Source organism: Streptomyces sp. NPDC088197, from assembly GCF_044741185.1.
Lineage (GTDB): Bacteria > Actinomycetota > Actinomycetes > Streptomycetales > Streptomycetaceae > Actinacidiphila.
On sequence record NZ_JBIUSD010000004.1, the window covers coordinates 315,394 to 337,449 of the forward strand.

The 22,056-nt window shown below is 71.9% G+C and carries 12 protein-coding genes; 3 read left to right on the forward strand and 9 right to left on the reverse strand.

Features of this window, described 5'->3' with window-relative positions; translation table 11 throughout:
* Window positions 1-2: 2 nt before the first annotated feature.
* From ACIOC1_RS13535 to ACIOC1_RS13550, 4 genes are all read right to left on the reverse strand, one after another.
* The gene (locus ACIOC1_RS13535; protein WP_401854019.1) at window positions 3-6,446 is read right to left on the reverse strand and encodes an RHS repeat-associated core domain-containing protein; all 6,444 of its coding nucleotides are present in this window, start codon (window positions 6,444-6,446) and stop codon (window positions 3-5) included.
* A 172-nt stretch (window positions 6,447-6,618) separates the two neighbouring features.
* Window positions 6,619-11,040, reverse strand: coding sequence for a LamG-like jellyroll fold domain-containing protein (locus ACIOC1_RS13540; protein ID WP_401854022.1), 4,422 nt, complete (start codon window positions 11,038-11,040; stop codon window positions 6,619-6,621).
* Window positions 11,041-11,461: 421 nt separating this feature from the next.
* Window positions 11,462-12,505, reverse strand: a complete 1,044-nt coding sequence (locus tag ACIOC1_RS13545; protein ID WP_401854025.1) for a LacI family DNA-binding transcriptional regulator — start codon at window positions 12,503-12,505, stop codon at window positions 11,462-11,464.
* A gap of 541 nt (window positions 12,506-13,046) precedes the next feature.
* Window positions 13,047-14,024 carry an acetylxylan esterase gene (locus tag ACIOC1_RS13550; RefSeq protein ID WP_391045373.1) on the reverse strand — a complete coding sequence of 326 codons (978 nt, stop codon included), beginning with the start codon at window positions 14,022-14,024 and terminating at the stop codon, window positions 13,047-13,049.
* A gap of 357 nt (window positions 14,025-14,381) precedes the next feature.
* Between ACIOC1_RS13550 and ACIOC1_RS13555 the strand changes: the two genes are divergently transcribed.
* Window positions 14,382-14,660 carry a YciI family protein gene (locus ACIOC1_RS13555; RefSeq protein ID WP_355345606.1) on the forward strand — a complete coding sequence of 93 codons (279 nt, stop codon included), beginning with the start codon at window positions 14,382-14,384 and terminating at the stop codon, window positions 14,658-14,660.
* A gap of 235 nt (window positions 14,661-14,895) precedes the next feature.
* On the opposite strand, the gene gap is transcribed toward ACIOC1_RS13555, so the two are convergent.
* The 4 genes from gap to ACIOC1_RS13575 all read right to left on the reverse strand — a co-directional run bounded on the left by gap (window position 14,896) and on the right by ACIOC1_RS13575 (window position 19,106).
* The gene (gene gap, locus ACIOC1_RS13560; protein WP_401854029.1) at window positions 14,896-15,894 is read right to left on the reverse strand and encodes a type I glyceraldehyde-3-phosphate dehydrogenase; all 999 of its coding nucleotides are present in this window, start codon (window positions 15,892-15,894) and stop codon (window positions 14,896-14,898) included.
* A gap of 245 nt (window positions 15,895-16,139) precedes the next feature.
* Window positions 16,140-17,087 carry a DJ-1/PfpI family protein gene (locus ACIOC1_RS13565; protein ID WP_355345612.1) on the reverse strand — a complete coding sequence of 316 codons (948 nt, stop codon included), beginning with the start codon at window positions 17,085-17,087 and terminating at the stop codon, window positions 16,140-16,142.
* 201 nt (window positions 17,088-17,288) lie between these two features.
* Window positions 17,289-18,248, reverse strand: coding sequence for an NAD(P)H-dependent flavin oxidoreductase (locus ACIOC1_RS13570; protein WP_401854032.1), 960 nt, complete (start codon window positions 18,246-18,248; stop codon window positions 17,289-17,291).
* Window positions 18,249-18,293: 45 nt separating this feature from the next.
* Entirely contained in the window at window positions 18,294-19,106 is an 813-nt protein-coding gene (locus ACIOC1_RS13575; protein ID WP_401854034.1) for a hypothetical protein, read from the reverse strand.
* 225 nt (window positions 19,107-19,331) lie between these two features.
* Between ACIOC1_RS13575 and ACIOC1_RS13580 the strand changes: the two genes are divergently transcribed.
* Window positions 19,332-19,967: a TetR family transcriptional regulator gene (locus ACIOC1_RS13580; protein ID WP_401854036.1), complete on the forward strand. Its 636-nt coding sequence runs from the start codon at window positions 19,332-19,334 to the stop codon at window positions 19,965-19,967.
* Window positions 19,968-20,086: 119 nt separating this feature from the next.
* On the forward strand, window positions 20,087-21,814 hold the full coding sequence (locus tag ACIOC1_RS13585; protein ID WP_401854039.1) for an FAD-dependent monooxygenase: 1,728 nt from the start codon (window positions 20,087-20,089) through the stop codon (window positions 21,812-21,814).
* Here ACIOC1_RS13585 and ACIOC1_RS13590 read toward each other — a convergent pair.
* Window positions 21,811-22,029, reverse strand: a complete 219-nt coding sequence (locus ACIOC1_RS13590; RefSeq protein ID WP_355345627.1) for an HTH domain-containing protein — start codon at window positions 22,027-22,029, stop codon at window positions 21,811-21,813. The two genes, ACIOC1_RS13585 and ACIOC1_RS13590, sit on opposite strands and share 4 nt — an antisense overlap.
* Between the last annotated feature and the right edge of the window lie 27 nt (window positions 22,030-22,056).

Below are 22,056 nucleotides of genomic sequence, written 5' to 3' on the forward strand. Positions count from 1 at the left end.
CGTTATTTGTTCTCCATGGCGTTCCGCAGATTGCGGGCCTGCTGCTGCCACTGCTGCTTGGCGGCGCCCATCTTCACCCCGGCCCACGCGAACCAGTTCGACCCCGTCGTGTATGCCTTCTGCGTCAGGTACACGCCGTCCTTCCGGGACGAGATCGAGAACTTGATCTGCGAACCGGCGTCGTCGAAGTATCCCTTGTTGGTCACCGTGAAGGTGAAGGAGGTCTTGTCCTTGAAGGACACCTTCACCTTGCCGGGTCCGCCCGCGATCCGGCCGAGGCCGTGCGCGATCGAGTCACCCGGGTGCAGCGTGCACATCGCGCCCTGGGTGAAGGCGTCGCAGCCGGTCACCTTGAACGGGAACATCTCCTTCGGGTGCGCCTTGAAGTAGGCCATGATCTCCTCGGGTGTGCCGAGGCTGTTGGGCCCGATCAGCTCCGACATCGTGTATTTGTAGCTCGGGTGCGGCGAGAAGGCGACGGACTTCTCCTGCGCGTGCGCGGCCGCGTACGTGTCTCGCTCGGGCTCCGGCGCGTTGCCGCCGTACAGGTCCTTGATCAGGTCCTGCCACCGGTGCTCCCTCGGCGAGGAGATGCCGAGGGTGCCGCACAGGTCGTCGCAGTGGCGTCGCGCGTAGGAGACCTTGCGCTGCGTCTTGAGGCTGACGTACGGGTTCTGGTTGACCTTGCTGCTGCTGCACTCGGTGTGCACGCAGTCACCGGTCTGGGTCGCCCACGCGCTGCAGTCCTTGCCGCAGGCGTTGCCGTGCTCGTCACAGCCCTCGTGACCGTTGCGGCAGGTGTACAGGCCCGTCGGGTCGCTCTGGGAGACGGGGTCGTTGCCCGCGTACGCGTAGCCGTTGAGCGACTGCGGGTCGCTGGTGTCGAGGTCGGCGTCGACCGAGGTGAAGCGGCCGGTCGACGGGTCGTAGTCGCGGGCGCCGAGGTGGGTCAGGCCGGTGCCCGGGTCGTTGACGCCGCCGACGAAGCCCTTGTCCCCCGACCAGGCGGTCGGCGCCGTGCCGCGCGGTTCCCCGAAGGGGGTGGTACGGCGCTGCTGCATGGTCAGGTCGGCGCCGTTGACCTGGAGTTGGCTGGTGCCCTGGCTGTCGGCGATCAGGAACGACACCTTGTTGTCGTCGGTGCGCATCGCCTGGTTGCCGTCGCCGAGGTCGTAGTAGCGGGTGGCGCGCGGTGTGGTCGACCCCTTGGCGAGGGCGACCTCGGTGCCGCCGAGGTAGAGCGTGCTGCCGCTGTCGGTACGGACCACCAGCCGGTTGCCGTCGGCGTCGTAGACGTACGAGGTGGTCTTCGTACCGCCGTTGCCGTCGACCGCGGTCACCTGGGTCAGGTGGCCCTCGGTGTCCCACACCTGGGTCTGCTTGGCGGCGCCGACCGTGCTGGTCTGGGTGCCGCCGATCGCGTCGTACGTGTAGGACTTCAGCGTGCTGCCGCCGGGGCCCGTGGTCCGCATCTGGCTGAGCGTGTGCGGCTGGGGGCTGGTCGGGGCTGGGTAGGAGTAGTCGCGGACGGTGTCCTGTGCGGTGGCGCCGGTGGCGGAGTGGTCCGTCTCCTTGGTGCGGTCGCCCGCCTTGTCGTAGCCGAAGGACTGCCAGTACGCGGCCGGGCCGCCGAGTGCCGCGGCGCTCGGGGTGGCCGCGCAGCCCGCCGAGCCCTGCGCCCACGCCTCGGTCAGCCGGCCCAGGTAGTCGTACTGGAAGCACTGGGCGTCGGTGCCGTCGCGGGAGACGTCGGTGAGCGAGGTGATGTCACCGGCCGGGTCGTAGCCGTACGTGGCGGACTTGTCGGTGCCCGGCACGTCCTGCCGGTCGACGCGGGAGTTGGACAGCCGCTGGGTGCCCCACTGGTAGGTGTTGGTGACCTGGGTCATCTTCTGCCCGGCCGCCTGGAAGGTGTACTGGAGCGCCTGGCCGGTGTAGCTGTACGTGGTGTTGGTCGTGTACGTGGCGCCGCCGGAGCCGGACACCGTGCTGGGCCGCAGCACCTCGTCGTAGGTCGGGGTGACCGCTTCCGCGGGCAGGCTGCCCGCCGCGGGGTAGCCGACGGACTGCGTGGTGCCGTCCGCGTTGTACTGCACGTTGCCCTGGTAGGAACCGGCGAGCGCGCCTTCGGCCGCCGGGATCGTGGTCGTCGTGCGGTGGGCGCGGTACAGGTTGTCGTACAGCGAGTAGGCCACGGTGTACGCGGAGCCCGTGGCGCCGCCGACGTAGCGGGCGGCCGAGGCGATCTGGCCCTTGAAACCGGCCGGGTCCCACACGTGCTTGGTCAGCAGCGGGCCGGTCGCGTCGCCGTCGTGGGTCTCGGTCTCCCGGCCGAGACCGTCGTAGAGGTGGGTGACGCTCTTGCCGCGCTGGTCGGTGCTGGAGACCAGTTGGCCCCGGTCGTCGTAGCCGGAGTCGGTCGTGCCCTTGTCGGGGTCGATCGCCTTGGTCTGGTTGCCGCGCTGGTCGTAGCGGTACTCCCAGACGGTGCCCGACGCGTCGGTGACCTTGGAGAGCTTGCCCGCCGGGGTGTAGTCGTAGAGCGTCTTGTCGTACGGGCCCGTGGGTGTCGCGGCCTGGTACTGGTCCAGCTCACGGACGTTGCCGCCCGCGTCCACGACCGTGGTGGTCGGTGTGCCGCCCTTCGGCGGGGTGACCGTGGTGCGGTCGCCGCCGTAGGCCGTGGTGGTGGTCGCGAGGACCTGGCCGCCGTCGCCGTTGCCCGCGACCTGCTGGCTGCGGACGACCCGGCCGAGACCGTCGTAGGTGTTCCACGTCTGCGTCTCGACCGACAGCGCGTCGTCCACCTTGTACAGCACGGTGGAGGGCGCCTTCGCCGCGTAGTACGAGGCGAAGGTCTTCGCGGGCAGGCCGCGTTCGTCGTAGAAGGTGTCGGAGACCAGCATGCCGCCCTTGGGCCCTGGCGTCTGGGCCTGACGGACCCTCAGGAAGCCGTCGTACAGCGCGTACGCGGTCTGCGTGCCGGTGCCCGCGAGGCTCGTGGTGGCCACCACCGGGGGCTTGCCGTCGGCCAGTGTGTACGTGAAGGCGGAGTTGGGCGTCTGGTTGTTGGCCTTGGAGCGGTCGGGCAGCCAGATCCTCAGCTTGCGGCCCAGCGCGTCGTATGTGGTGTCGGTGCGCTTGCCGTTGGTGTCGACGGCCGTGACGGGCAGCCCGCGTACGGGGTCCAGGGTCGTGGTGGTGGTCTGCGCGGTGCTCGCGTCTACCGCGGTGGCCGGCGGTGTGGTGACCGTCGTCGTGGTCGGGAAGCCGGTCGCCGGGGCGTAGACCGTGGTAGTGACGCGGCCGTCGGTGCGGTCGGTGCGCTGGGGCGCGCCGGTCACGGTCGCGGTGACGTTGCCGCTCAGATCGGTGGCCGAGACGGCGCGGCCGTAGGAGTCGTAGGCCGCGGCGGACTCCAGGTAGGTGGCGGTGGTGCCGTTGTGGGACTTCAGGCTCGCCACGTGCGTGGCGTCACCCGCGGTCGGCGCGGCTCCGTAGGCGTGGCCGTCGTAGGCGGTGCGGATGTCCGACAGGACGTCCTTGGTGTAATCGGGGGTCGCCGAGCAGGGCACCGCGACCGTGAGAATCCGCGAGGGGTTGTCCAGGATCCAGTCGGTGCCGTTGTCGACGTAGGTGGTGGTGGCGCACCGGTCGTCGGCGGCGGTGGAGATGTCGCCGTGGTCGTCGGTGGTCAGGACGCGGCCCGCGGTGTTGTCGAAGGTGCGGGTGACGTCGGTGATCCGCCACGACGAACCGGCGCCGTTGTCCAGGGAGGTCCAGGCGCGGGTCTCCGCGGTGCCGGTCAGATTCGCGGCGATGGTGCCCCAACTGCGGGTGACCGAGGCCGTTTCGTGGTGCCAGGGGGTGCTGACGGACTTGTCCAGCACCTTGCCGTCGGGCCCGGAGTAGTGCTCGGTCTTGTACTCGACGCCCGCCAGCGAGTCGTGGTCGGTGATGGTGCCGCCGTTGTCGTCGGAGACGGTCACGGTGCGCTTGCCGCCGGTCGTCTTGTCGGCGTCCATGCCGCGGAGGTAGTAGTGGTCGGTCCGCGAGCTCATGCCGACCGGGTCCTGGCCGCCGGTCTCGACCTGGACGTGGGCGTAACCGCGCCAGGTGGACCAGGACTTGTACTTCTCCTTGGTGATGCCGTCGTCGGAGTCGTAGTGCCAGGCGGCCCCGCCGAGGTAGTCGTACCTGGTGACCTCGTCGGGCGAGGAGGCGGTGCGGTCGGACTGGATGACCTGCTTCACCACGTACTTGTTGAACCACTGGCGCGACGGGTCCTCGTCGCCCTCCTTGGTGAAGGACTGCGGGAAGCAGAGCGTGGTGTTGGTGTCGGGGGTGGGCAGGTGCGCGGCGTCGCAGGCCGCGGTGGAGTAGGTGATGTCGGTCTGTCCGCCGGTCTCGTCGTCGATGGTCGAGACGCGTTCCTTGATGAACGGCGAGGTGTTGTCACCGGGGATGTCCAGCCGGTTGGTGCGCTGGTCGTACCCGAAGGTGATCTTCGGCATGGTCAGGTCGGGCGCGCCCTCGGGGGTGTCGGCGTTGCCCGTGTGCTCGATCGACGCCAGCTCCAACTGGTAGTCGATGTCGGCCATGCCCCACTGGTGGCCCAGCTTCCACGTGTCGACCGGGGTGTACTTCCCGGCCGAGGTGAGCACCTGCGAGGTGACCGCGGTCAGGCGCTCGCGGGTCCAGAAGGACGGGCCGAAGGAGTGGCAGTCGCCGGTCGACTTGCAGTTGAGGTCCCACGGCGTGTCGTACCAGGGGGAGGCGGCGTTGTCGATCTTCGAGGCGTCGCAGGCGCCCGCCGTGGCGGACAGGCACCTCTCCCCGCTGGTGAAGGCGACCTGCGCGAGGGCCTTGGCCGAGTACATCGCGGTGGACTTCAGGCCGTAGTCGATGTGGTCCAGGTAGCCGCCGCGGACGTAGGTCGTGGGGCTGGCGGCGGTCCTGGCGCGGCCGTAGTAGTTGGTCTCCTTGGTGTAGTAGTACGCGATGGCGTTGCCGTGCGGGTCGACGGAGTAGTCGAGATTCCACCGCCAGCCCTGCTGGCACCAGGAGTTGGCGAAGGTGGAGGCGTGGCACGGCTCGTCGGCGTTGTTGCCGAAGACCGGCACGGTCCACGTGGAGTCGGTGGTCGCCTTGCCGCTCGCCCAGCCGGGCAGCCGGTTGTAGCCGAAGTAGTACTGGCTGCCGTCGGTGAGCGTCAGCCGCCAGTACTCGTCGTTGCGCGCGCCGTTGGAGCGCACGTCGGTGGAGGTGCCGTAGACCCGGTCGACCTTCGTGCCGTCGTCGCCCTTGATCCGGAAGGAGTTGGTGCCGGTGGCGACCAACTGGCCGGAGTGGCCGTCGAAGGAGATCGACGCGTTGTCGTACGCCCAGCACAGGTCCTCGTACTTCTTGCCCGAGGAGTCCTTGGCGCCTTCGTCGCCGCAGGACTTGTAGCTGCGCTCGATGTAGCCGGGCGACAGGTCGAAGCCGTCACCGGCCCAGGACGCCTGGTTGTTGGTGCTGCTGGTGCGGCCGTCGACGCTGCCGGAGTCGTAGGACAGGCCGACCTTCGGGGTGAAGCTGCCCGGCACGTCGGGGGCGGGCATGTCGTAGGACCAGGTGAAGGAGCCGGTGTTGGGCCCGACGTTCCAGTTCGAGGACGGGGACAGCGAGGTGGCGGTGTAGTCGCCGTGGTCGCTCGACGTGCCCGCGGTGGCCGCGAGGACCGTCGCGGTGCCGGGCACGCCCGAGGACGCCAGGGGCAGCGCGTCGGCGGTCAGCGTGTGCGCTGCCGCGTCGTTCGTGGCGCGGACCGGGGTCCGCGTGGTGCAGGCGGGCTTGTCGGGGGTGGTCAGCGCGCACGCGGGCAGTGTGACCAGGCGCAGCCGGGCCGCGTAGGCACCGCCGTACGCCTGGGCGTACGCGCTGTCGTCCACGCGGACGCCGACCGTTCCGCCCGCGGCGTCCGCCCGCGGTGCGACGGTGAACAGGAGGCCGTCCACGCCCGCGGCCCGCGTGGTCTTCCGGTCCAGGACGCGTACGGTCGCGGCGCCGGTCAACGGCGGGGCCGTCGCCTTGGCCGCGCCGTTGACCGTGGCGGATGTCGCCGCCGCCGGCACGGTGAGGGTCACCGGGAGCTTTCCGGCGCGCACCGCCGTGGGCTCGGCGTGCGCGGCGGGCAGCGTCACCGTGGCGGTTCCGGGCGCGGCCCAGGACTTCTCCGCGGCCCGGTCGTCGGCCCGGTGCGGCAGGCCGTCCTCGGCGCGGGGCGCCGTCGTGGTGCTGGAGTGTCCGGCCACGGGCACGCCCGGGGACGGTGTTCTCGGCATGTCGTCGGCCTGGGCCGCCGGTAGCGCGGCCACTTGCAGCAGGCCCGCCACCAGTGCTCCGCAGGCGAGCAGCGCGGCCTTGCCGCGCGCGCCGCCCGTTGATGTCCGTCTGTCGCTCACGCTTGTCCCGTCCCCATCCCTCACCGTGTGCGCCCCCGTCTTCCGACGTCGGCAGCACGAACCGCCGCCGGGCTCCGCCCGTGCGCACGTGTCTGATCTGTCACTTCGTCGAATGCCACGCGTCCGGGGCGGCGCGCGATGACCCGCGCGCCGCCCCGGTGGTGCTACCGGGTCAGGGCCCGGCGGTGGTGTCGAGATCCACTCCGCTGGCGAGCGCCGCGATCTGGGTGTCGGTCGCGACTCCGCCGAAGACCCACACGTCGTCGATCACACCGGGCCAGTACTCGCCCCAGGTGGACGTGCCGGTCTTGAGGCGGCCCAGTTGCAGGCCCTTGGTCGCGTCGAACGGCAGCACCGAGGAGTTCCACGACACCGACTCCTTGCACGCCGGGTCGTCGGGGTTGCCGTCGTCGTCACCGTCGGAGCAGAGCGACTGCTGCATCTGGCCGTTGATGTACAACCGCATCTGACCGGCCATCAGGTCGTAGACCACGGCGATGTGATCCCACGCGCCGTTGTCCTGGAAGCTGGTGTCGGAGGCGGTCGAGACGACGGCGCCGGTGCCGTCCGCGTTGGACGTCTGCAACTGCCAGGCGCCCGCGTGGGCCGGGTCGGCGGAGTCGGGTACGTAACGCACCGCGAAACCACTGGTGTTCGTACCGGCCATGCTCAGCACCGTCACCGGTTTCGTCGGCCGCGCCGCGGTGGAGACCCACGCGCCCACCGTGAAGCTGCTGTTGGTGTGGATCGGTGACGTGGTGGTCGACGCGTAGCCGGTTGCCGTGCCGTTGAGCACCAACGACCCGGTGCCGACCATGCTGTTGGCGCCCGTGGCGTCGATCTGCGCGCCGCCGCCGAGGGTCAGCGGGTGCTGGTCGGCCGCGGTGGTCAGCGAGTCGGGCGAGACCTGGGGAGTGCCGGACGCGCTGTCCAGCTTCCAACGCCCCTCGACCACGAGCTGGTTGTGGTACATCGACTCGGCTTCCGGCGCCGACAGGGCCCGGTCGTAGAACCGCACGTCGTCGATCTGACCGGGGAAGAAGCTGCTCGGTGCGCCGTCGTACGACCCGGCGCCGATCTGGACGGGTCCCTTGCCGTAGAAGGGCGCGGCGAATTTCGTCGTGGCCACCCAGAGACCGTTGACGTACAGCCGCATGTCGTCGGTGTTCGCGTCGTACGAGCCGAGGAGGTGGGTCCAGACACCGGCCGGTGAATGGGTGGTGTCGCCCTGGGAGGCCCGCACGATCGTGGCGCTGTCGGAGTCGGCGGTGTAGGCGTCGAAGGACCACCCGTAGGTCGCGGAGTAGTACAGCTCGAAGCCCGGCCGGTAGGTACTGGTCTGGGTGGCGATGATCGCCGCGTGGTCGGGTTTGGCGGACAGTTTCGCCCAGCCGACCACGGAGAAGCTGCGCTGGTTGTTGACCTGCGGGGAGCGGGTGGACGCGTAGCCGCTGGTGCCGTCGAGGGTCAGCGACTTGTCCTGCGCGCCCGCGCTTCCCGCGGTGACCCCGCCGTGCAGGACCGCGGGGTCCACGTCGGCCTGGCCGTGCACCACCGTGGTGGGGTTGCCGTCGTCCTGCGCGGCCGGTTCGTCCAGCGGGAAGACCGCGCTGGCCGGGCGGCCGGCCCCGAGCTGCTCCCCCTTGTACAGGTGCGCCACGTCGGCGGCCACCAGGGGCTTGTCGTAGATCCGGACGTCGTCGACCGTGCCGGGGAAGAAGCTCCCCGGGGAGCCGGAGTAGCTCCCCGCGCCGATCTGGAGACCGCGCCGCGCGTCCCACGCGGTGGTGTAGCTCGTGGTCCCCATCAGGGCCCCGTTGACGTACAGCGACAGGGTGTGGGCCGTCCCGTCGTACGTGCCGAGCAGGTGGTACCACTGTCCGGCCGTGACGCCGCCCGCCGTGGCGGACATCGCGCGGACCGGGGTGGCGGTGGCCGAGTCGGAGCTGTACTGGTTGAACACCCACCGGTCGTAGCCCTGTGAGTAGTACAGCTCGAAGCCCGGCGCGTTGTTGCCCGGCTGTGCGGCGACGACCGCCGCGGCGGTCGGCATCCGGTCGAGCTTCACCCAGGCGGCGACCGTCATGCCCTGGTCGGTGTGGACGGCCGGGATGTCGGACTGGAGGTAGGAGTCGGTGCCGTTGAAGTCGACGGCGGTGCCGGACTTGCCGGGCGCGCCGAGGGTCGGCGAGCCGACCACGTTCAGGGTGCGGTCACCGGCGGAACCGGCCGCCTGCGCGGCGCCCGCGTCGTCGTCGAGTTGCCACTGGGCGCGGGCGGGCTGGCCCTCCTTGACCCGGAACTCGTACACCTCCGGCTCACTGCCGTTGCCCGCGCTGTCGAATGCCTGCACGTTCAGGAAGTTGGTGCCCGCGCGGGTCGGCCGGAAGGTCACCGACTTCGCCGCGCCGCCCGAGGTGGCCACGGTGTGGGCCGTGTCGCACACCGCGTCGGCGTTGACGCCGTAGCAGTACTTCACGACGTCGGTGGAGGCCGAGCGGAAGGTGAAGTCGCCGTCCCGGCCGACACCGTCGTACGTCGGGTCGTTGGGGTTGTTGTCGTCGACGGCCGGGTAGTCGCCCGAGGTGATCACGGGGCCCGCCGGCACGGTGGTGTCGTACACCCAGTAGCAGTTGGTCGCGGAACCCGCGGACGACCACGGGGAGTAGCTGTAGTACTTGCCCTGGTCGTAGTCGACCGCGCGGGCCTGCCAGGCGATCGTCTTGTTCTTCGGGACGGTCTTGCCGCCGAGCGTCGCGGTGAGCTTCGTGGAGAAGGTCGAGCCGGACTTCTTCGGGCCGATCTTCGCCGAAGTCCACTGCGTGACCAGGCCCTTGCCGTCACCGGCGTCCCACGCGACGGAGAACTGCACGCTCACCTGGTCGCCGTCGGGGTCGGTGACATCGCTCGCGCTGATCGTCGGCAGGGTGCGGATCCGCACCGACGTGGACGGGCTGTGGCAGGAGGCGCCGGGGCTCATCGACAGGTGGGACATGGGGATCTGCTTGGGCGGCTGGTTGTAGTGGACCCGCAGATACGCCTTGTTGGTGAAGCGCTTCCAGCCGTACGGGTCGGACTCGTTGGCCTTCAGACCGAAGGTGGTGGTCCCGGAGTTGTGGGCCGCCGCGTACTTCACGCCGGTGGTGGCGTTGAACTCGACGTCGGAGGCCGCGCAGCCGGAGCTGCCGTGCGCCTCGGTCTGGGTGTCGATGTGGTCGAGCCAGTGGTCGGCGGAGGAGTTCCAAGTCGTGCCCTTGGTGAAGCCGCTGGTGCGCCACAGCTCGATCGGCTTGGCGGTGCACGACGCCGACCACGTCTCGTGCGCGATGAAGGTGGCGTCCAGGATCGTCTTGCCCGCGAACTTCGACGTCGGGAAGGAGTAGAAGAGCCGCTTGACGTCCCTGGGCGCGCAGTAGGTCCAGTCGCAGTCGCCCACACCCGCGTCGTCGTCGCCGTTGAAGCGGTACTGCGGGCTGGAGGCCCAGTAGCGCGAGACCATCGTCCAGTCCCCCGCCCTGGGGGTGTATGTCTGCGGGTCGATGTACAGCGGGAACGAGGTGTCCGCGCCGGTCAGCAGCGCGTGGTCGGGCGTCAGCGTCAGCGAGCCGGACGCGTCGGAGGTGTCGACGGCGACGGCGATCGGCGCCATCTGGGAGGTATCGGTCGGGCCCTGCGCCGGGTCCTCCGGGCTGCCGTCCTCGGCGGTCGCGGCCTTGGCGGCGCTGGTGGTCCTGGCGCTCTTGGTTCCGGCCGCCGGGGTGTTCGTCCCCTGCGTGCCGGAGTCCCACATGATCGGCTGCGGCGCCGCGAAGACCTCGCCGCCGGTCGTGGTGTCGGTGGCGGTCAGACCGCCGTCGGCGGTGCGCGCCACGTCGAGGCCGTCGGTCACCACCCCGAAGGTGAGCTGCGTGAGCGCCGGATTCCGCGCCGCCGCGGCGGTGTTGACCACCAGCAGCTCGTGGAAACCGTCGGTGTCCGCGCGCACCCGGAGGTCGACGTCCGGCAGGACGTTCTTGTACGTGGCGGTGTCGCCGTCGAGCGTCGGCGCGGGCAGCGCCGACGGCCAGGTGTACGACAGTTTCCGCCCGGCCCTGTCCAGGGTCACCAGCGGTGCGGAGCCGCCGCCCGACAGCTCCATGCCGACCGACGCGACCGCGGGTGCGACGCCGCCGTCGGGCCGCCGCACCAGAGTGTTGTCGATCGTCTTCCACTCGCCGCCGACGCGGGCCCGGACCGGACGCAGGTGCTGGTCCGTCTCCAGGCTGCCGTCCGGCAGCGCGTACGTCTCGTTGGACTCCGTCCGCAGCGACGTGATCTCCACGCTCTGCCCGGCCTCGGCCGCCTCGGCGACCGCCGCGTCCTGCGTGAGCGCCGTGCGGTGCGACGCACCGGTGTCGGCCTTCACCGGCTTCGAGGACTGTGCCGCCTTCGAGGACAGTGCCGGCTTCGAGGACTGTGCCGCCTTCGACATCGATGTCGATGTCGGCTCCGCGCCCGGAGTCGGTGCCGCGGCGACCGCAATCGCCGCCGCGGGACCCACCGCGACGACCAGAGCGGACGCGAGCGTCACTATCAGCCCACGAGACGCACGCACACGTCTGACCCCACCCAAATCCATAATCCCCCCATGAGACGCGCCGCCTTGTAGGCGTCTGTTAACAGTGCGCGAACAATCGAGAACCGTAGATCAACGCCTTCACGACAGCAACACACTTCTCTCGAATATTCGCCCGCCCCCAGCGTTTCGTGACGTTCCGTCAATGTCCGTCGAATATTTCGCGTAGGCGCAGGTAGCGGACGGATGCCCGCGTCTGTGTGAATTCCGCTTAGCCGCTGGTGAGAGCCGCTGCCCGGCTTTGTCCTGCCGTGCTCGCACAACGGCCCTATGCGCCGTCTCGGCGTTATCGGCACCGTCGGTGAGCGCCGCGACGCGGCCCGGACAGACGGCGGGCGGCGGACGTGCGGACGGTCGGACGGTCCGACAGGCGGGTGTTCGGACGGGCGGTCGGTGACGGTCAGTGACGGGGAGGAGCGAGGGTGGTGCCGGCGGCGATCGAGCAGGGGACGAGGAGGCTGTCGGCGCGGCGGCCGGGGTCGTCGAGCATCGCGATGAGCTGGTCCACGGCGGTCCGGCCGATCTCGACGCGCGGGATCTCCAGCGACACCCACCGGCCTTCCGGCTGCTCGGGCGCGCCTTCGAGCACGGCGACGGACAGGTCGTCCGGCACCCGCAGGCCGCGCTCGGCCAGCTTCGTCCGCAGCGTCTCGGCGAGCCGTACGCTCTCGGCGACGACGGCCGTCTCGGGTCCCGTGACCAGGTGGTCGAGCCACGCGTCGGACAGGCCGGTCTCGCCGCGGAAGCCGGGTGACCCGTCGGTGAGGCCGAGTTCGCGGACGGCCCGCGCGTAGCCCTCCCGGCGGTCGGTGTACGGCTCCATCTCCAGGGGCTCGCGCAGATAGCCGATGCTGCGGTGCCCGAGCGCGGCGAGCTTCTCCACGATGCCCGCCGCCGCGGTCTCGTAGTCGGGGATGACGCACGGGATCCCGGCGCCGGGCACCTCGCGGCGGCCGATGTGGATGAACGGGTAGCCCTCGTACCAGAGCCTGGCCAGTTCGCCGCGGTCGGTGGACACGCCGAGGAGCACGCTGCCGTCGGCCAGGCCCAGCCGGTTGGTGCCGTCCCGGTAGATGTTGCGGCGGCCTCCGTCGCCGCTGCCGGTCGAGGTGAACAGCACCAGGTCGTAGCCGGTCTCCTCCGCCCGCTCCTCGATGCCCTGGAGGAATTCGAAGTAGAAGTCCTCGCGGGCGTGCGGGAAGACGGCCTCGAAGGTGTGCACCCCGAGGAGGTTGGTGCGCTTGTTGCGCATCGCGCGGGCGGCCGGGTTGGCGACGTACCCGAGTTCCCTGACCGCGTCGAAGACCCGCTTGCGGGTCTCCTCGGGGATCCGGGCGCGGACGGCGTCGCCGCTGATCACTCGGGAGACCGCCGACTGGGAGACCCCGGCGAGACGGGCCACGTCGGCCTGGTTGGGGGCGCGGTCGCGGCGGCGGGCGGTCACGGTGTGCTCTCCTGTCGCAGGGGGCTGTCCTTGTGCGTCACCGGCTCGCGCCGGGCCGGGCCGGTCTCCTGGCGGCGGTGCTCGGTTGCCGCGTGCGCTGTCCCGGCGGGTCCGCCCGCCCGGCCCGGTCCGGAGCCGGTTCGCGCGGGCGCGGCATGGCGTTCCAGGGGGCGACGGGGGCGACGGGGGCGGAAGGCGCGGCGGGCACGACGGGGGCGGCAGGCGCGGCAGGCGCGACGGGCGCGGCGGGCGCGGCACAGCGGCCTCAGCGAGCCGAGCGGGTCCGGGAAGATGAGCTGCACGTCAGCATGGTAGGCGCGGGCCGCCCGTCCGGTGCCGCGCATCGGCGGGATCCCGCCGCGGGCGGTCCGCCGGAAGCAGGCTCGACACGTCGGCCTCGCTGCTCGGCTGTCCGTCGAGCGTCACGGCCCGGCGGCCATCCGGTGTCCCGGCCGGTCTTGGTACGGAGAGCGCGTCAGCGCCGCGTGCGGGACGTTTCCGCGAGCACATGGTCCGTGGCCGTCCCGGCGACCGCCGGCCGTTATCGCGGGTCGGCCTCCGCCAGGAACTCCCGCTGTGCCGCCCGCAGTCGGGCGTCCTCCTCGGCGGCGGCCGGGTACTCGACATGGCCCGCCGTCAGGACGAACAGCTCCTTCGGGCCGCCCAGGGCGTTGTGCACGGCGAATTGTCCGGGCGGCGGCACCGCGGGGTCGAACAGGGCCGCGCCGACGTGGACGGGGACGCGGACGCGGGTGGCGGCGACGGCCGCGTCGAAGTAGCCGAGCACTTCGGTGACTTCGGGGTGCCGGGCGTAGTGGGCGCGGACCGCCTCGCCGCTGCCCGTGCAGGGCAGGGTCAGCCGCAGCGGATGGTTGCCGAAGCTGGGCACGGTCAGCAGCCCGTGGTGGAAACGGTCGTCCCAGGGCAGCGCCAGGGCGCCGATCCCGCCGCCGAAGCTGCCTCCCACCAGGGCGAGTTGGCGCGCCGCTCCCGGTACCAGGGCGAGCAGCGCGGAGGCGGCACACCAGGTGTCGGCGACGCATCCGCCGTGCACGTAGGTCTCGCGCGAGGCGATGCCGTGCACGACGTGTTCGGCCGCGGTCGCCGGAATCTCCGGGTCGAGGCTGCGCGTGGCCATTCCGCGGGCGCACGGCCAGATCGCGGCGGTGCCGGGCGGGGGCAGCGTCACATCGACGGCGTCCCTGCCGCCGTAGCCGTGCAGGACGACCATGCCGTGCGTGACGTGTCCGTCGGCGGGCAGCGTCAGCCAGCCGCCCACGCGGAAACCCCCGACCGAGGTGTACGACACCGCGTGGACGCGTACGCCGTCCCGCTCCTCCTCCAGCGCTCCCACCCGCGGCGCGGTGTCGACCGCCAGCGCCTTGGCGTACGCGCCCTGCCAGAAGTCGCCGAAGTCGGCGGGCGCCTCCGGGGTGCCGACCTGGAGCAGCCGGTCCAGGTCGTATCCGTACGTCGGGTCGAACGGGAAGTCGTGGGTCTCGATGGCCTCGGCCGTCACGGGTGCGGATTCCTCTCGTCGGTCGTTCCGCCCGGCGCCGGAAGGCCCGGCGGGGGCGGCGAATGCGCTGTCGGCGGCTGGACAAGCCGTGGCCGCTTCTCGATCCTCTCGATCGCGCCGCGTCCGGGTCGAATCCGGCGGCGGCCGCCGTTCCCCGTCCCGGCCCGCCGGTGAGGCCCGGTACGGTTGCCGACGGCCATGCTAGCGAGTGGCGTTCTCGCAGGTCACGGCCGGGGCCTGCGTTCCGGTGCGCGCGTGCCGCGCCCACTGCGCCGCCGGTCCCGGCAGGCGGGCTCGCCACGCCCGTGGCATCACGTGATCCGGATCCGGCCACTCCCGAAACCTACCCTCGGAGGCATGCTGACTGTCGAACTCGCCTTCACCGCCACCTCCGAACGCCTCGCGGCCCGCCCCGCGCACCGCGCGATCCTCCAGCGCCTCCATGACGAGGGCCGCCTCGTCGCCGCGGGACCCTGGGCGGACGACACGGGCGCGCTTCTCGTCTTCTCCGCCGACCGCGACGAACTGGACCGGATCATGGCCGCGGACGCGTACTACCGGACGCCCGGAGTCACCGTGACCGCCGTCCACGAGTGGGCTCCGGTGGTCGGGCGGGGCCGTCTGACCGACGGCTGATCCGGTGCCTCGGAGGTGGACCATGACCGTCTTGGTCTCGGTGCAGGCGTCGCGAACACTCCCCCGTGGAGAACGAGTCGGCCCACGGCCGGTTCGTCGGCCGTGGGCCTCGATCGCCTCGGCGACCTGAAGCAGGATCGCGCCGCGTGGCCACCGCGAGGACTGACGATCAGTCAACTCACCGATGCCGTGAGCGACTTACACCGAGCGGCGGCGGCCTGCGGCTGGGTGTCGGTCAGGAGCGGGCGAGGAGTTCGAGGGTGTCGATGACGCGGTTGGAGAAGCCCCATTCGTTGTCGTACCAGGCGACGACCTTGACGTGCTTGCCGTCGACGCGGGTGAGGGCGGAGTCGAAGATCGACGAGGCGGGGCGGCCGGTGATGTCGCTGGAGACCAGGGGCTTGTCGGTGTATTCGAGGACGCCCTTGAGGGGGCCGTCGGCGGCGGCGCGGTAGGCGGCGAGCACTTCGTCGCGGGTGACCTCGCGCGCGACGGTGGTGTTCAGCTCCACGATCGAGCCGACCGGGACCGGGACACGGATGGAGTCGCCGGACAGCTTCCCGTCGAGGTTGGGCAGTACGCGGCCGATGGCCTTGGCGGCGCCGGTCGTGGTGGGGACGATGTTGACCCCGGCGGCGCGGGCGCGGCGCAGGTCGCGGTGCGGGCCGTCCTGGAGGTTCTGCTCCTGGGTGTAGGCGTGCACGGTGGTCATGAAGCCGTGCTCGATACCGGCCAGGTCGTCCAGGACGGCGGCGAGCGGGGCCAGCGCGTTGGTGGTGCACGAGGCGTTCGAGACGATCACGTGCGCGGCGGGGTCGTAGTCGTCGGTGTTGACGCCGTACGCGAGCGTCACGTCGGCGCCGTCCGAGGGGGCGCTGACCAGGACGCGCTTGGCACCGGCGCGGATGTGGGCGCGGGCGGCGTCCGCCGAGGTGAAGCGGCCGGTGGACTCCAGCACGATCTCGACGCCCAGCTCGGCCCACGGCAGCTTCTCGGGCTCGCGCTCGGCGAGCACCTTGATGCGGCGGCCGTCGACCACCAGGTCGGTCCCGTCGACCTCAACGGAGGCGTCGAGGCGGCCGAGCGTGCTGTCGAACTCGAGCAGGTGGGCCAGCGCCTCGGGCGCGGTCAGGTCGTTGACGGCGACCACTTCGAGGTCGGTGTCGCGGGCGATCAGGGCGCGGAGGGTGTTGCGACCGATACGGCCGAATCCGTTGACGGCGATGCGGGTCATGAGAAGGGCTCCTTTCGTTACGTCTTCCATGGTCGGCAACCGCGCGCCGAGCCGACAGTGGCCCGAATGACAGCGCCCGCAAGGATCTCGCCAGCCCGGTCGTGACGCCGCGAGCGGTCCACCATCGGCCCGCCATCGACTCGCCTCAGGTCCAGCGGCTCCGTACCGCTTCAGCCCTCACGGCTCCGGCCCGGGAAGACTCAGCCCGGAAAGCTCCCATCCGGAAAAGCTCGGACCGAGACCCCTCAGGCCGAGAACGTGTGCCGGTACTCCGTCGGCGACGTGCCGAGAATCCGCTGGAAGTGCAGGCGCAGATTGGCGCCCGTGCCGAGCCCGACCCGGTCGGCGATCTGCTCCACGCCCAGGTCGGTGCGTTCCAGCAGCTCACGGGCCAGGTCCACGCGCGCCCGCAGCACCCACTGCATCGGCGTGTACCCGGTGTCCTGCACGAACCGCCGCGAGAAGGTCCGCGCCGAGACCCGCGCGTGGCGGGCCAGCTCCTCCAGCGTCAGCGGCTCCGCGAGGTGCGCCAGCACCCACTCCCGCGTGCTCGCGAAGACGTCGCCGAGCGGTTCCGGCACGCTCCGGGGCACGTACTGCGCCTGTCCCCCGCTGCGGTACGGCGCCGCGACCAGCCGTCTCGCCACGTGGTTGGAGAGTCCCACTCCGTGGTCACGCCGCACCAGGTGCAGGCACATGTCGATACCGGAGGCCGCGCCCGCCGAGGTGAGCACGTCGCCCTCGTCCACGAACAGCACGTTCTCGTCCACCCGCACCAGCGGATGCCGGGTGGCCAGTGCCTTCGTGTAGTGCCAGTGCGTCGTCGCCCGCTTCCCGTCGAGCAGGCCGGTCGCCGCCAGCGCGAAGGCCCCCGTCGAGATCGCGGCGAGGCGCGTACCCCGCTTGTGGGCCGCCGTGAGCGCGCTGACGACCGCCGCCGGAGGCTCCGTGGTCGCGGGCTCGCGGTAGCCGGGGATGAAGATGGTGTCGGCGTGCTCGACCGCGTCGAGCCCCTCGGCCACGTGGTACGAGAGGCCGTCACCGCCGGTCACAAGTCCTGGCGCGGCCCCGCACACCCGCACCTCGTACGGCATGCTCGGCCGGTTCGAGAACACCTGCGCGGGGATGCCGACATCGAGCGGCTTCGCACCTTCCAATACGAGCACGGCGACGCGGTGCCGCTTCCGGCTCATCAGCTCTCCTCCGGTCGCTCCGGTGACTGCGGTGACTGCGGTGACTGCGGTGACTTCACGTGCCTCGCGGCCGGACACGGGTACCCGCCGGGGCATCGGTGGCCGCGATGGCACCTACCGCAAGCATCCTGCCATCCGGCGGCGTACGCCTGTCCGCGACCGCTCCCGTACGGGCGGACGTCGGCCCGCGTGACGGCGAGGTCAGCGCCGTACGGCCCGCGCCAGCGCCTCCTCCGCCTGAACGGCCATTACGGCGACCAGGTCGGCTGCCTGCGGGACGTTGTGGACGAGGTCGACGGCCTCCCCCGCCCACACCGGGAGCGAGGGCACCGCGCCGCGCGCCACATCGGCCTGGTACTCCTGCCGCGCCTGCGGGTCGGCGGCCAGCTCCGCCTCCCGGCCGCGCCAGCGGTCCAGGTAGGGGTGGCCGAGCGTACGAGCGGTGTACGCCGTCGGCCACCGGGAGCCGCGGGCGATGTCCAGGACGCTGTTGCGCTCGGTGTCGTCCCCGCTCCCGCCGACGATCGCCTCGACGGCCGAGGGCTCGGCCCCGGCCTCGGCCGTCGCCTGGAAGCGGGTGCCGATGAGCGCACCGGCCGCGCCCAGTGCCAGCGCGGCGGCCACACCGCGGCCGTCGCCGATCCCACCGGCCGCGAGCACCGGCACCGGAGCCGCGAGGTCGACCACGACCGGCACGAAGGGCAGCGTGGACCTGCCGTGGCGCGCGCCGTGTCCGCCGCTCTCGGTGCCCTGCGCCACGATGACGTCGGCCCCGACGTCCAGCGCCCGCCGGGCCTCCTCCAGGTCGGTGACCTGCACGATCAGCGGCACGCCCGCCGCACGGACGCGTGCCGCCAAGGGCGCCGGGTCCCCGAAGGACAGCATCACCGCGGCGGGACCGTACTCCAGTGCCTGCTCGACGGCGCCGGCCTCGGCCGCCCAGCTCAGGAACCCGACTCCCCACGGCCTGCCGCACTCGGCCGCCACCGGCAGCTCGCGGGCCAGCCACTCCCGGTCGCCGCTGCCGCCGCCGAGCAGTCCGAGGCCGCCGCCGCGCGACACGGCCGCCGCCAGCGCGCCACCGGCGGAACCGCCCATCGGTGCCAGCGCGATCGGGTGCCGCACACCGAACATCTCCGTGAACGCCGTCGCCAAAGTCATGCGCTCCATCATGGCCCCGGCCGGGTCCGGGACGCGTGATCCCCCTCAGCGCGGCGGGAGTTGATCGTAGGTCCTGAACGTGTAGTACGCGCTCAGCCGCATCGCGTTGCCGGTGGCGGCGGGAAGTCCGAGGCGGTTGTCGACGAGGCGGTCGAGGGGGCCGCAGCCGGTGGCGCCGGGGACCGTGAAGGCGGTGTCGTAGGCGTCGAACGCGATGACCGGCGGGTCCTGCGAGACGACGCGGGAGCCGCCCGAGCGCACCAGCCGCAGCTCGACCGGGGTGTCGCCGCCGCCGATGACGCAGCCGTGCGGCAGCAGGGGGCTGAGGGCGCGGAAACGCAGGGTGAACAGGCCCAGACGGTCGCCGACGGAGAAGAAGTCGGACCGGCCGCCGTACTCCGGTCGCAGGGACAGCCGGAGCAGCGGGTCACGGTCGGCGCCGGGGATGCCGGTGAGGCCGCCGGGGACGCGGTCGGGGGCGCTGCGCAGGGCGCCCCAGACCTGGCCGTCGGCGCCGTCGGGCAGCGGGCCCTCGGCGTGGGTGAGGGTCATCGGCGCCAGCTCGGGGATCGTCCGGCTGCCGAGCGTCAACGACCCGGTGGCGGTGAGGACTTCGCACTTCCAGAGCGTGGCGTCGACCCCGGCGGGGAGGGCCGGGCAGTCGCTGAAGTCGGACGAGTACGGGGGCGGGGCGGGCGCGTCGGTGGCCGCGGACGAGGCTGCGGACAGGGTTGCGGGGTCGGCTGCGGGGTCGGCGCTCGCGGTGCCTGTGACCGTGGCGGCCAGGGCGGCGGCGAGGGCCAGGCCCGCGGCTCCGCGGCGGACGGTCGAGCGGCGCGTGTCGGTGGTGGATCGCATGGCTGTCAGCCTGCCGTCGCGCACGGCGGCGCGGCCTTGGGGATGCCCCTTGCCGTACCCCGAAAGGCCCCTGACGTGGCGTCAGGGACGTGACCCTCAGGTGCGCCCCCGAGAGCGGGAGGCACCGACGCGAGCCGCCCCCGGAACCGTCGCCGACCATCTTTCGATAAAATTGCCGCTCCGGCAATCTTGCCATCACGGCAATATTTATCTACCGTCGTAGCCATGACACAGGACGAAGACGCCGCCCGCCTCGGCCTGCGGGAGCGCAAGAAGCGGGAGACGCGTGTCGCGCTGAGCCAGGCCACGATCCGGCTGTGCGTCCAGCGCGGCTGGGACGACGTCACCGTGGAGGACATCGCCGCCGCGGCGAACGTGTCCGTGCGCACCTTCCGCAACTACTTCTCCGGCAAGGCCGAGGCCATCGCCGCCAGCCACCTGGAGCGGATGCGACGCGTCGCCGACGAACTGCGCGCGCGACCGGCCGACGAGCCGCTGTGGGAGTCGGTGGCACATGCCGTGGAGGGCCAGTTCGCGCCGAAGGGCGGTCCTGAGCAGGGCTCGTCCGAGGACCGGCGGCGCTGGACGGACGGCGTGCGGCTGATGCTCGCGGAACCGGCCCTGCACGGCGAGATCGTCAAGGCGAACGCCGCCGCGCAGGAGGAGCTGGCCAGGGCCGTCGCCGAGCGCACCGGCACCGACGTCGCCCGCGATGCGTATCCCAAGCTGGTCGCCGCGGTGGTCGGCGCGGGCAGCGCCGTGGCCGTCGAGCACTCCCTGACCGCGGATCCGCCCGTGTCGCTCGCCGCGGTCCTGCGCGAGACGTTCGACGGGATCGTCGCGGGCCTGCCCGCTCCCTGATCCGCCCGCGCCGTACGTGAGTTGACCCGGTCGGCCGCCGGGTCGCTCCGGCCTGCCCTCATACGGCGCTCCCCCTTTCCCTTCTTCCGTTCACGCAACGAGTCACTGAGGAGGACCAGTTGGTCACCACGGATGTCGTCATCGTCGGAGGCGGCCCGAACGGGCTGATGCTGGCATGCGAGTTGGCCCTGGCCGGGGTACGGCCGACCGTGCTGGAGAGCCTGTCGGCGCCGAGCGAGGAGCCCAAGGCGAACGGACTGGTCGGCCAGGTCGTACGGCTGGTCGACCGGCGGGGGCTGTACGAGGACCTGAGCGGGACGCCGGGGCCGCCGCGCCCGAACTCCGCCTCCTTCATGTTCGCCGCCCTGCCGCTGGACCTGAGCCTGCTCCCGGACAGCCCGGTGTACGGCATCGCGGCGCCGCAGCGGCACATCGTCGAGGTCCTGGAGAAGCGGGCCGGTGAACTCGGCGCGGAGATCCGGCGCGGCCACCGGGTGACCGCCCTGGCGCAGGAATCACAGGACCCGCACGACCCGCACGACCCGCACGAGGCGTCGGACCCTGACGCGGGCGCACCGGGCGACGCCGTCACCGTGGACGTCACGGGACCGGACGGCGCGTACCGGCTGCACGCCCGTTACGCCGTCGGCGCGGACGGCGCGCACAGCGTCACCCGCAAGCTGTCGGGCATCGGCTTCCCCGGCGTGAGTGACGACCGCAGGACCAACCGGACGGCGCACGCGACCGTCCCCGCGCATTGGGTCGACCCCGCGACCGGCGCCCTGAATGTGCCCGGTTACGGCACCGTCCGGCCGTTCCTGCCGCTCCGTACCGAGCACGGCGGATTCTCGTACGCGCCCTTCCCCGGCCGCCCGGCGCTGATCAGCACCACGGAGTGGGCCCAGCCGGAGACCGGGACGCCGATGAGCCTCGAAGAACTGGGCGCGAGCGTCCGGCGTGTACTGGGCGCCGATCTGCCGCTGAGCCCGCCGACCGGCGAAGGGCCGTACGTCCTGCGGCGGTTGACCGGCGGCAACACGCGGGTGGCCGAGCGCTTCCGGGACCGGCGGGTGTTCCTCGTCGGCGACGCCGCCCACATCTACACGGCGGGCGGCGGCCCCGGCCTGAACCTCGGCCTCCAGGACGCGGTCAACCTCGGCTGGAAACTGGCCGCCGCGATCCACGGCACCGCACCGGCCCACCTCCTCGACAGTTACGACGCCGAGCGGCGCGGGGCCGCCGACCGTATGGTCGTCTACGCCCAGGCGCAGGCCGCGTTGACCGCTCCCGGCGACGACGTCACGGCGCTGCGTCAGCTCTTCACCGAACTGCTCGCGCAGCCCGCGACCGTCCAGCACCTCGCCGACCTCACGGCGGGCACCGATGTCCGCTACGACATGGGCGGTCCCGAACCGCACGCGCTGGTGGGGCGGTTCGCGCCCGACCTGGACCTCGCCGCCCCGGACGGCACGGTCTCGGTGGCCGAACTGGCCAGATCGGCGCGGCCGTTGCTGCTCGACCTGACCGACGACGCGTCGGCCGCGGCGGCGCTCGGCCCGTGGAGCGACCGCGTCAGCGTCGTCACGGCGCACGCGCCGTCCCGGTCACAGCAGCCGCCGTCGCGGCCGGACGACGCTGACGCCCCGACCGCCCTGCTGATCCGTCCCGACTCCTACGTGGCCTGGGCGTCGTCCGACCCGCGTCCCGGCGCGGCGGCCCTGGACGCGCTCCGGTCGGCCGCGCGGCACTGGTTCGGCGCCGGGGACGCGGCCGGGGATCATACCCGGGGCCGGGCCGGGCGTCCGGCCTGGGATCAGGCCGGGAATCGGACCGGGGGCGCCGTCTAGCAGGCCAGCATCTTCTGGATGGCCTGGCGGCTCACGCCCAGCTCGCGGGCGATGTCGGACTGCGAAACGCCCTGTCCGATGAGCTCCTGCATCAGGTCGCGCCGCTCGACGGCGAACTGTCGGGCCAGGCGGGTGTGGTGGATGGCCTGGGCGCGCACTTCCTTGATGCGGGCGAAGGTCGGCTCGTGCATCGAGAGGTCTTTCCTGTCTGCCATGCCCTCCAGAGTGACAACAAGGGGTTG

What these genes read in the sequence shown, in the direction of transcription:
- ACIOC1_RS13555 (WP_355345606.1), top strand. Translation starts at nt 14,382, where the DNA reads ATGCTGACTGTCGAACTCGCCTTCACCGCCACCTCCGAACGCCTCGCG.
- gap (WP_401854029.1), bottom strand. Translation starts at nt 15,894, where the DNA reads ATGACCCGCATCGCCGTCAACGGATTCGGCCGTATCGGTCGCAACACC.
- ACIOC1_RS13565 (WP_355345612.1), bottom strand. Translation starts at nt 17,087, where the DNA reads ATGAGCCGGAAGCGGCACCGCGTCGCCGTGCTCGTATTGGAAGGTGCG.
- ACIOC1_RS13570 (WP_401854032.1), bottom strand. Translation starts at nt 18,248, where the DNA reads ATGACTTTGGCGACGGCGTTCACGGAGATGTTCGGTGTGCGGCACCCG.
- ACIOC1_RS13575 (WP_401854034.1), bottom strand. Translation starts at nt 19,106, where the DNA reads ATGCGATCCACCACCGACACGCGCCGCTCGACCGTCCGCCGCGGAGCC.
- ACIOC1_RS13580 (WP_401854036.1), top strand. Translation starts at nt 19,332, where the DNA reads ATGACACAGGACGAAGACGCCGCCCGCCTCGGCCTGCGGGAGCGCAAG.
- ACIOC1_RS13590 (WP_355345627.1), bottom strand. Translation starts at nt 22,029, where the DNA reads ATGGCAGACAGGAAAGACCTCTCGATGCACGAGCCGACCTTCGCCCGC.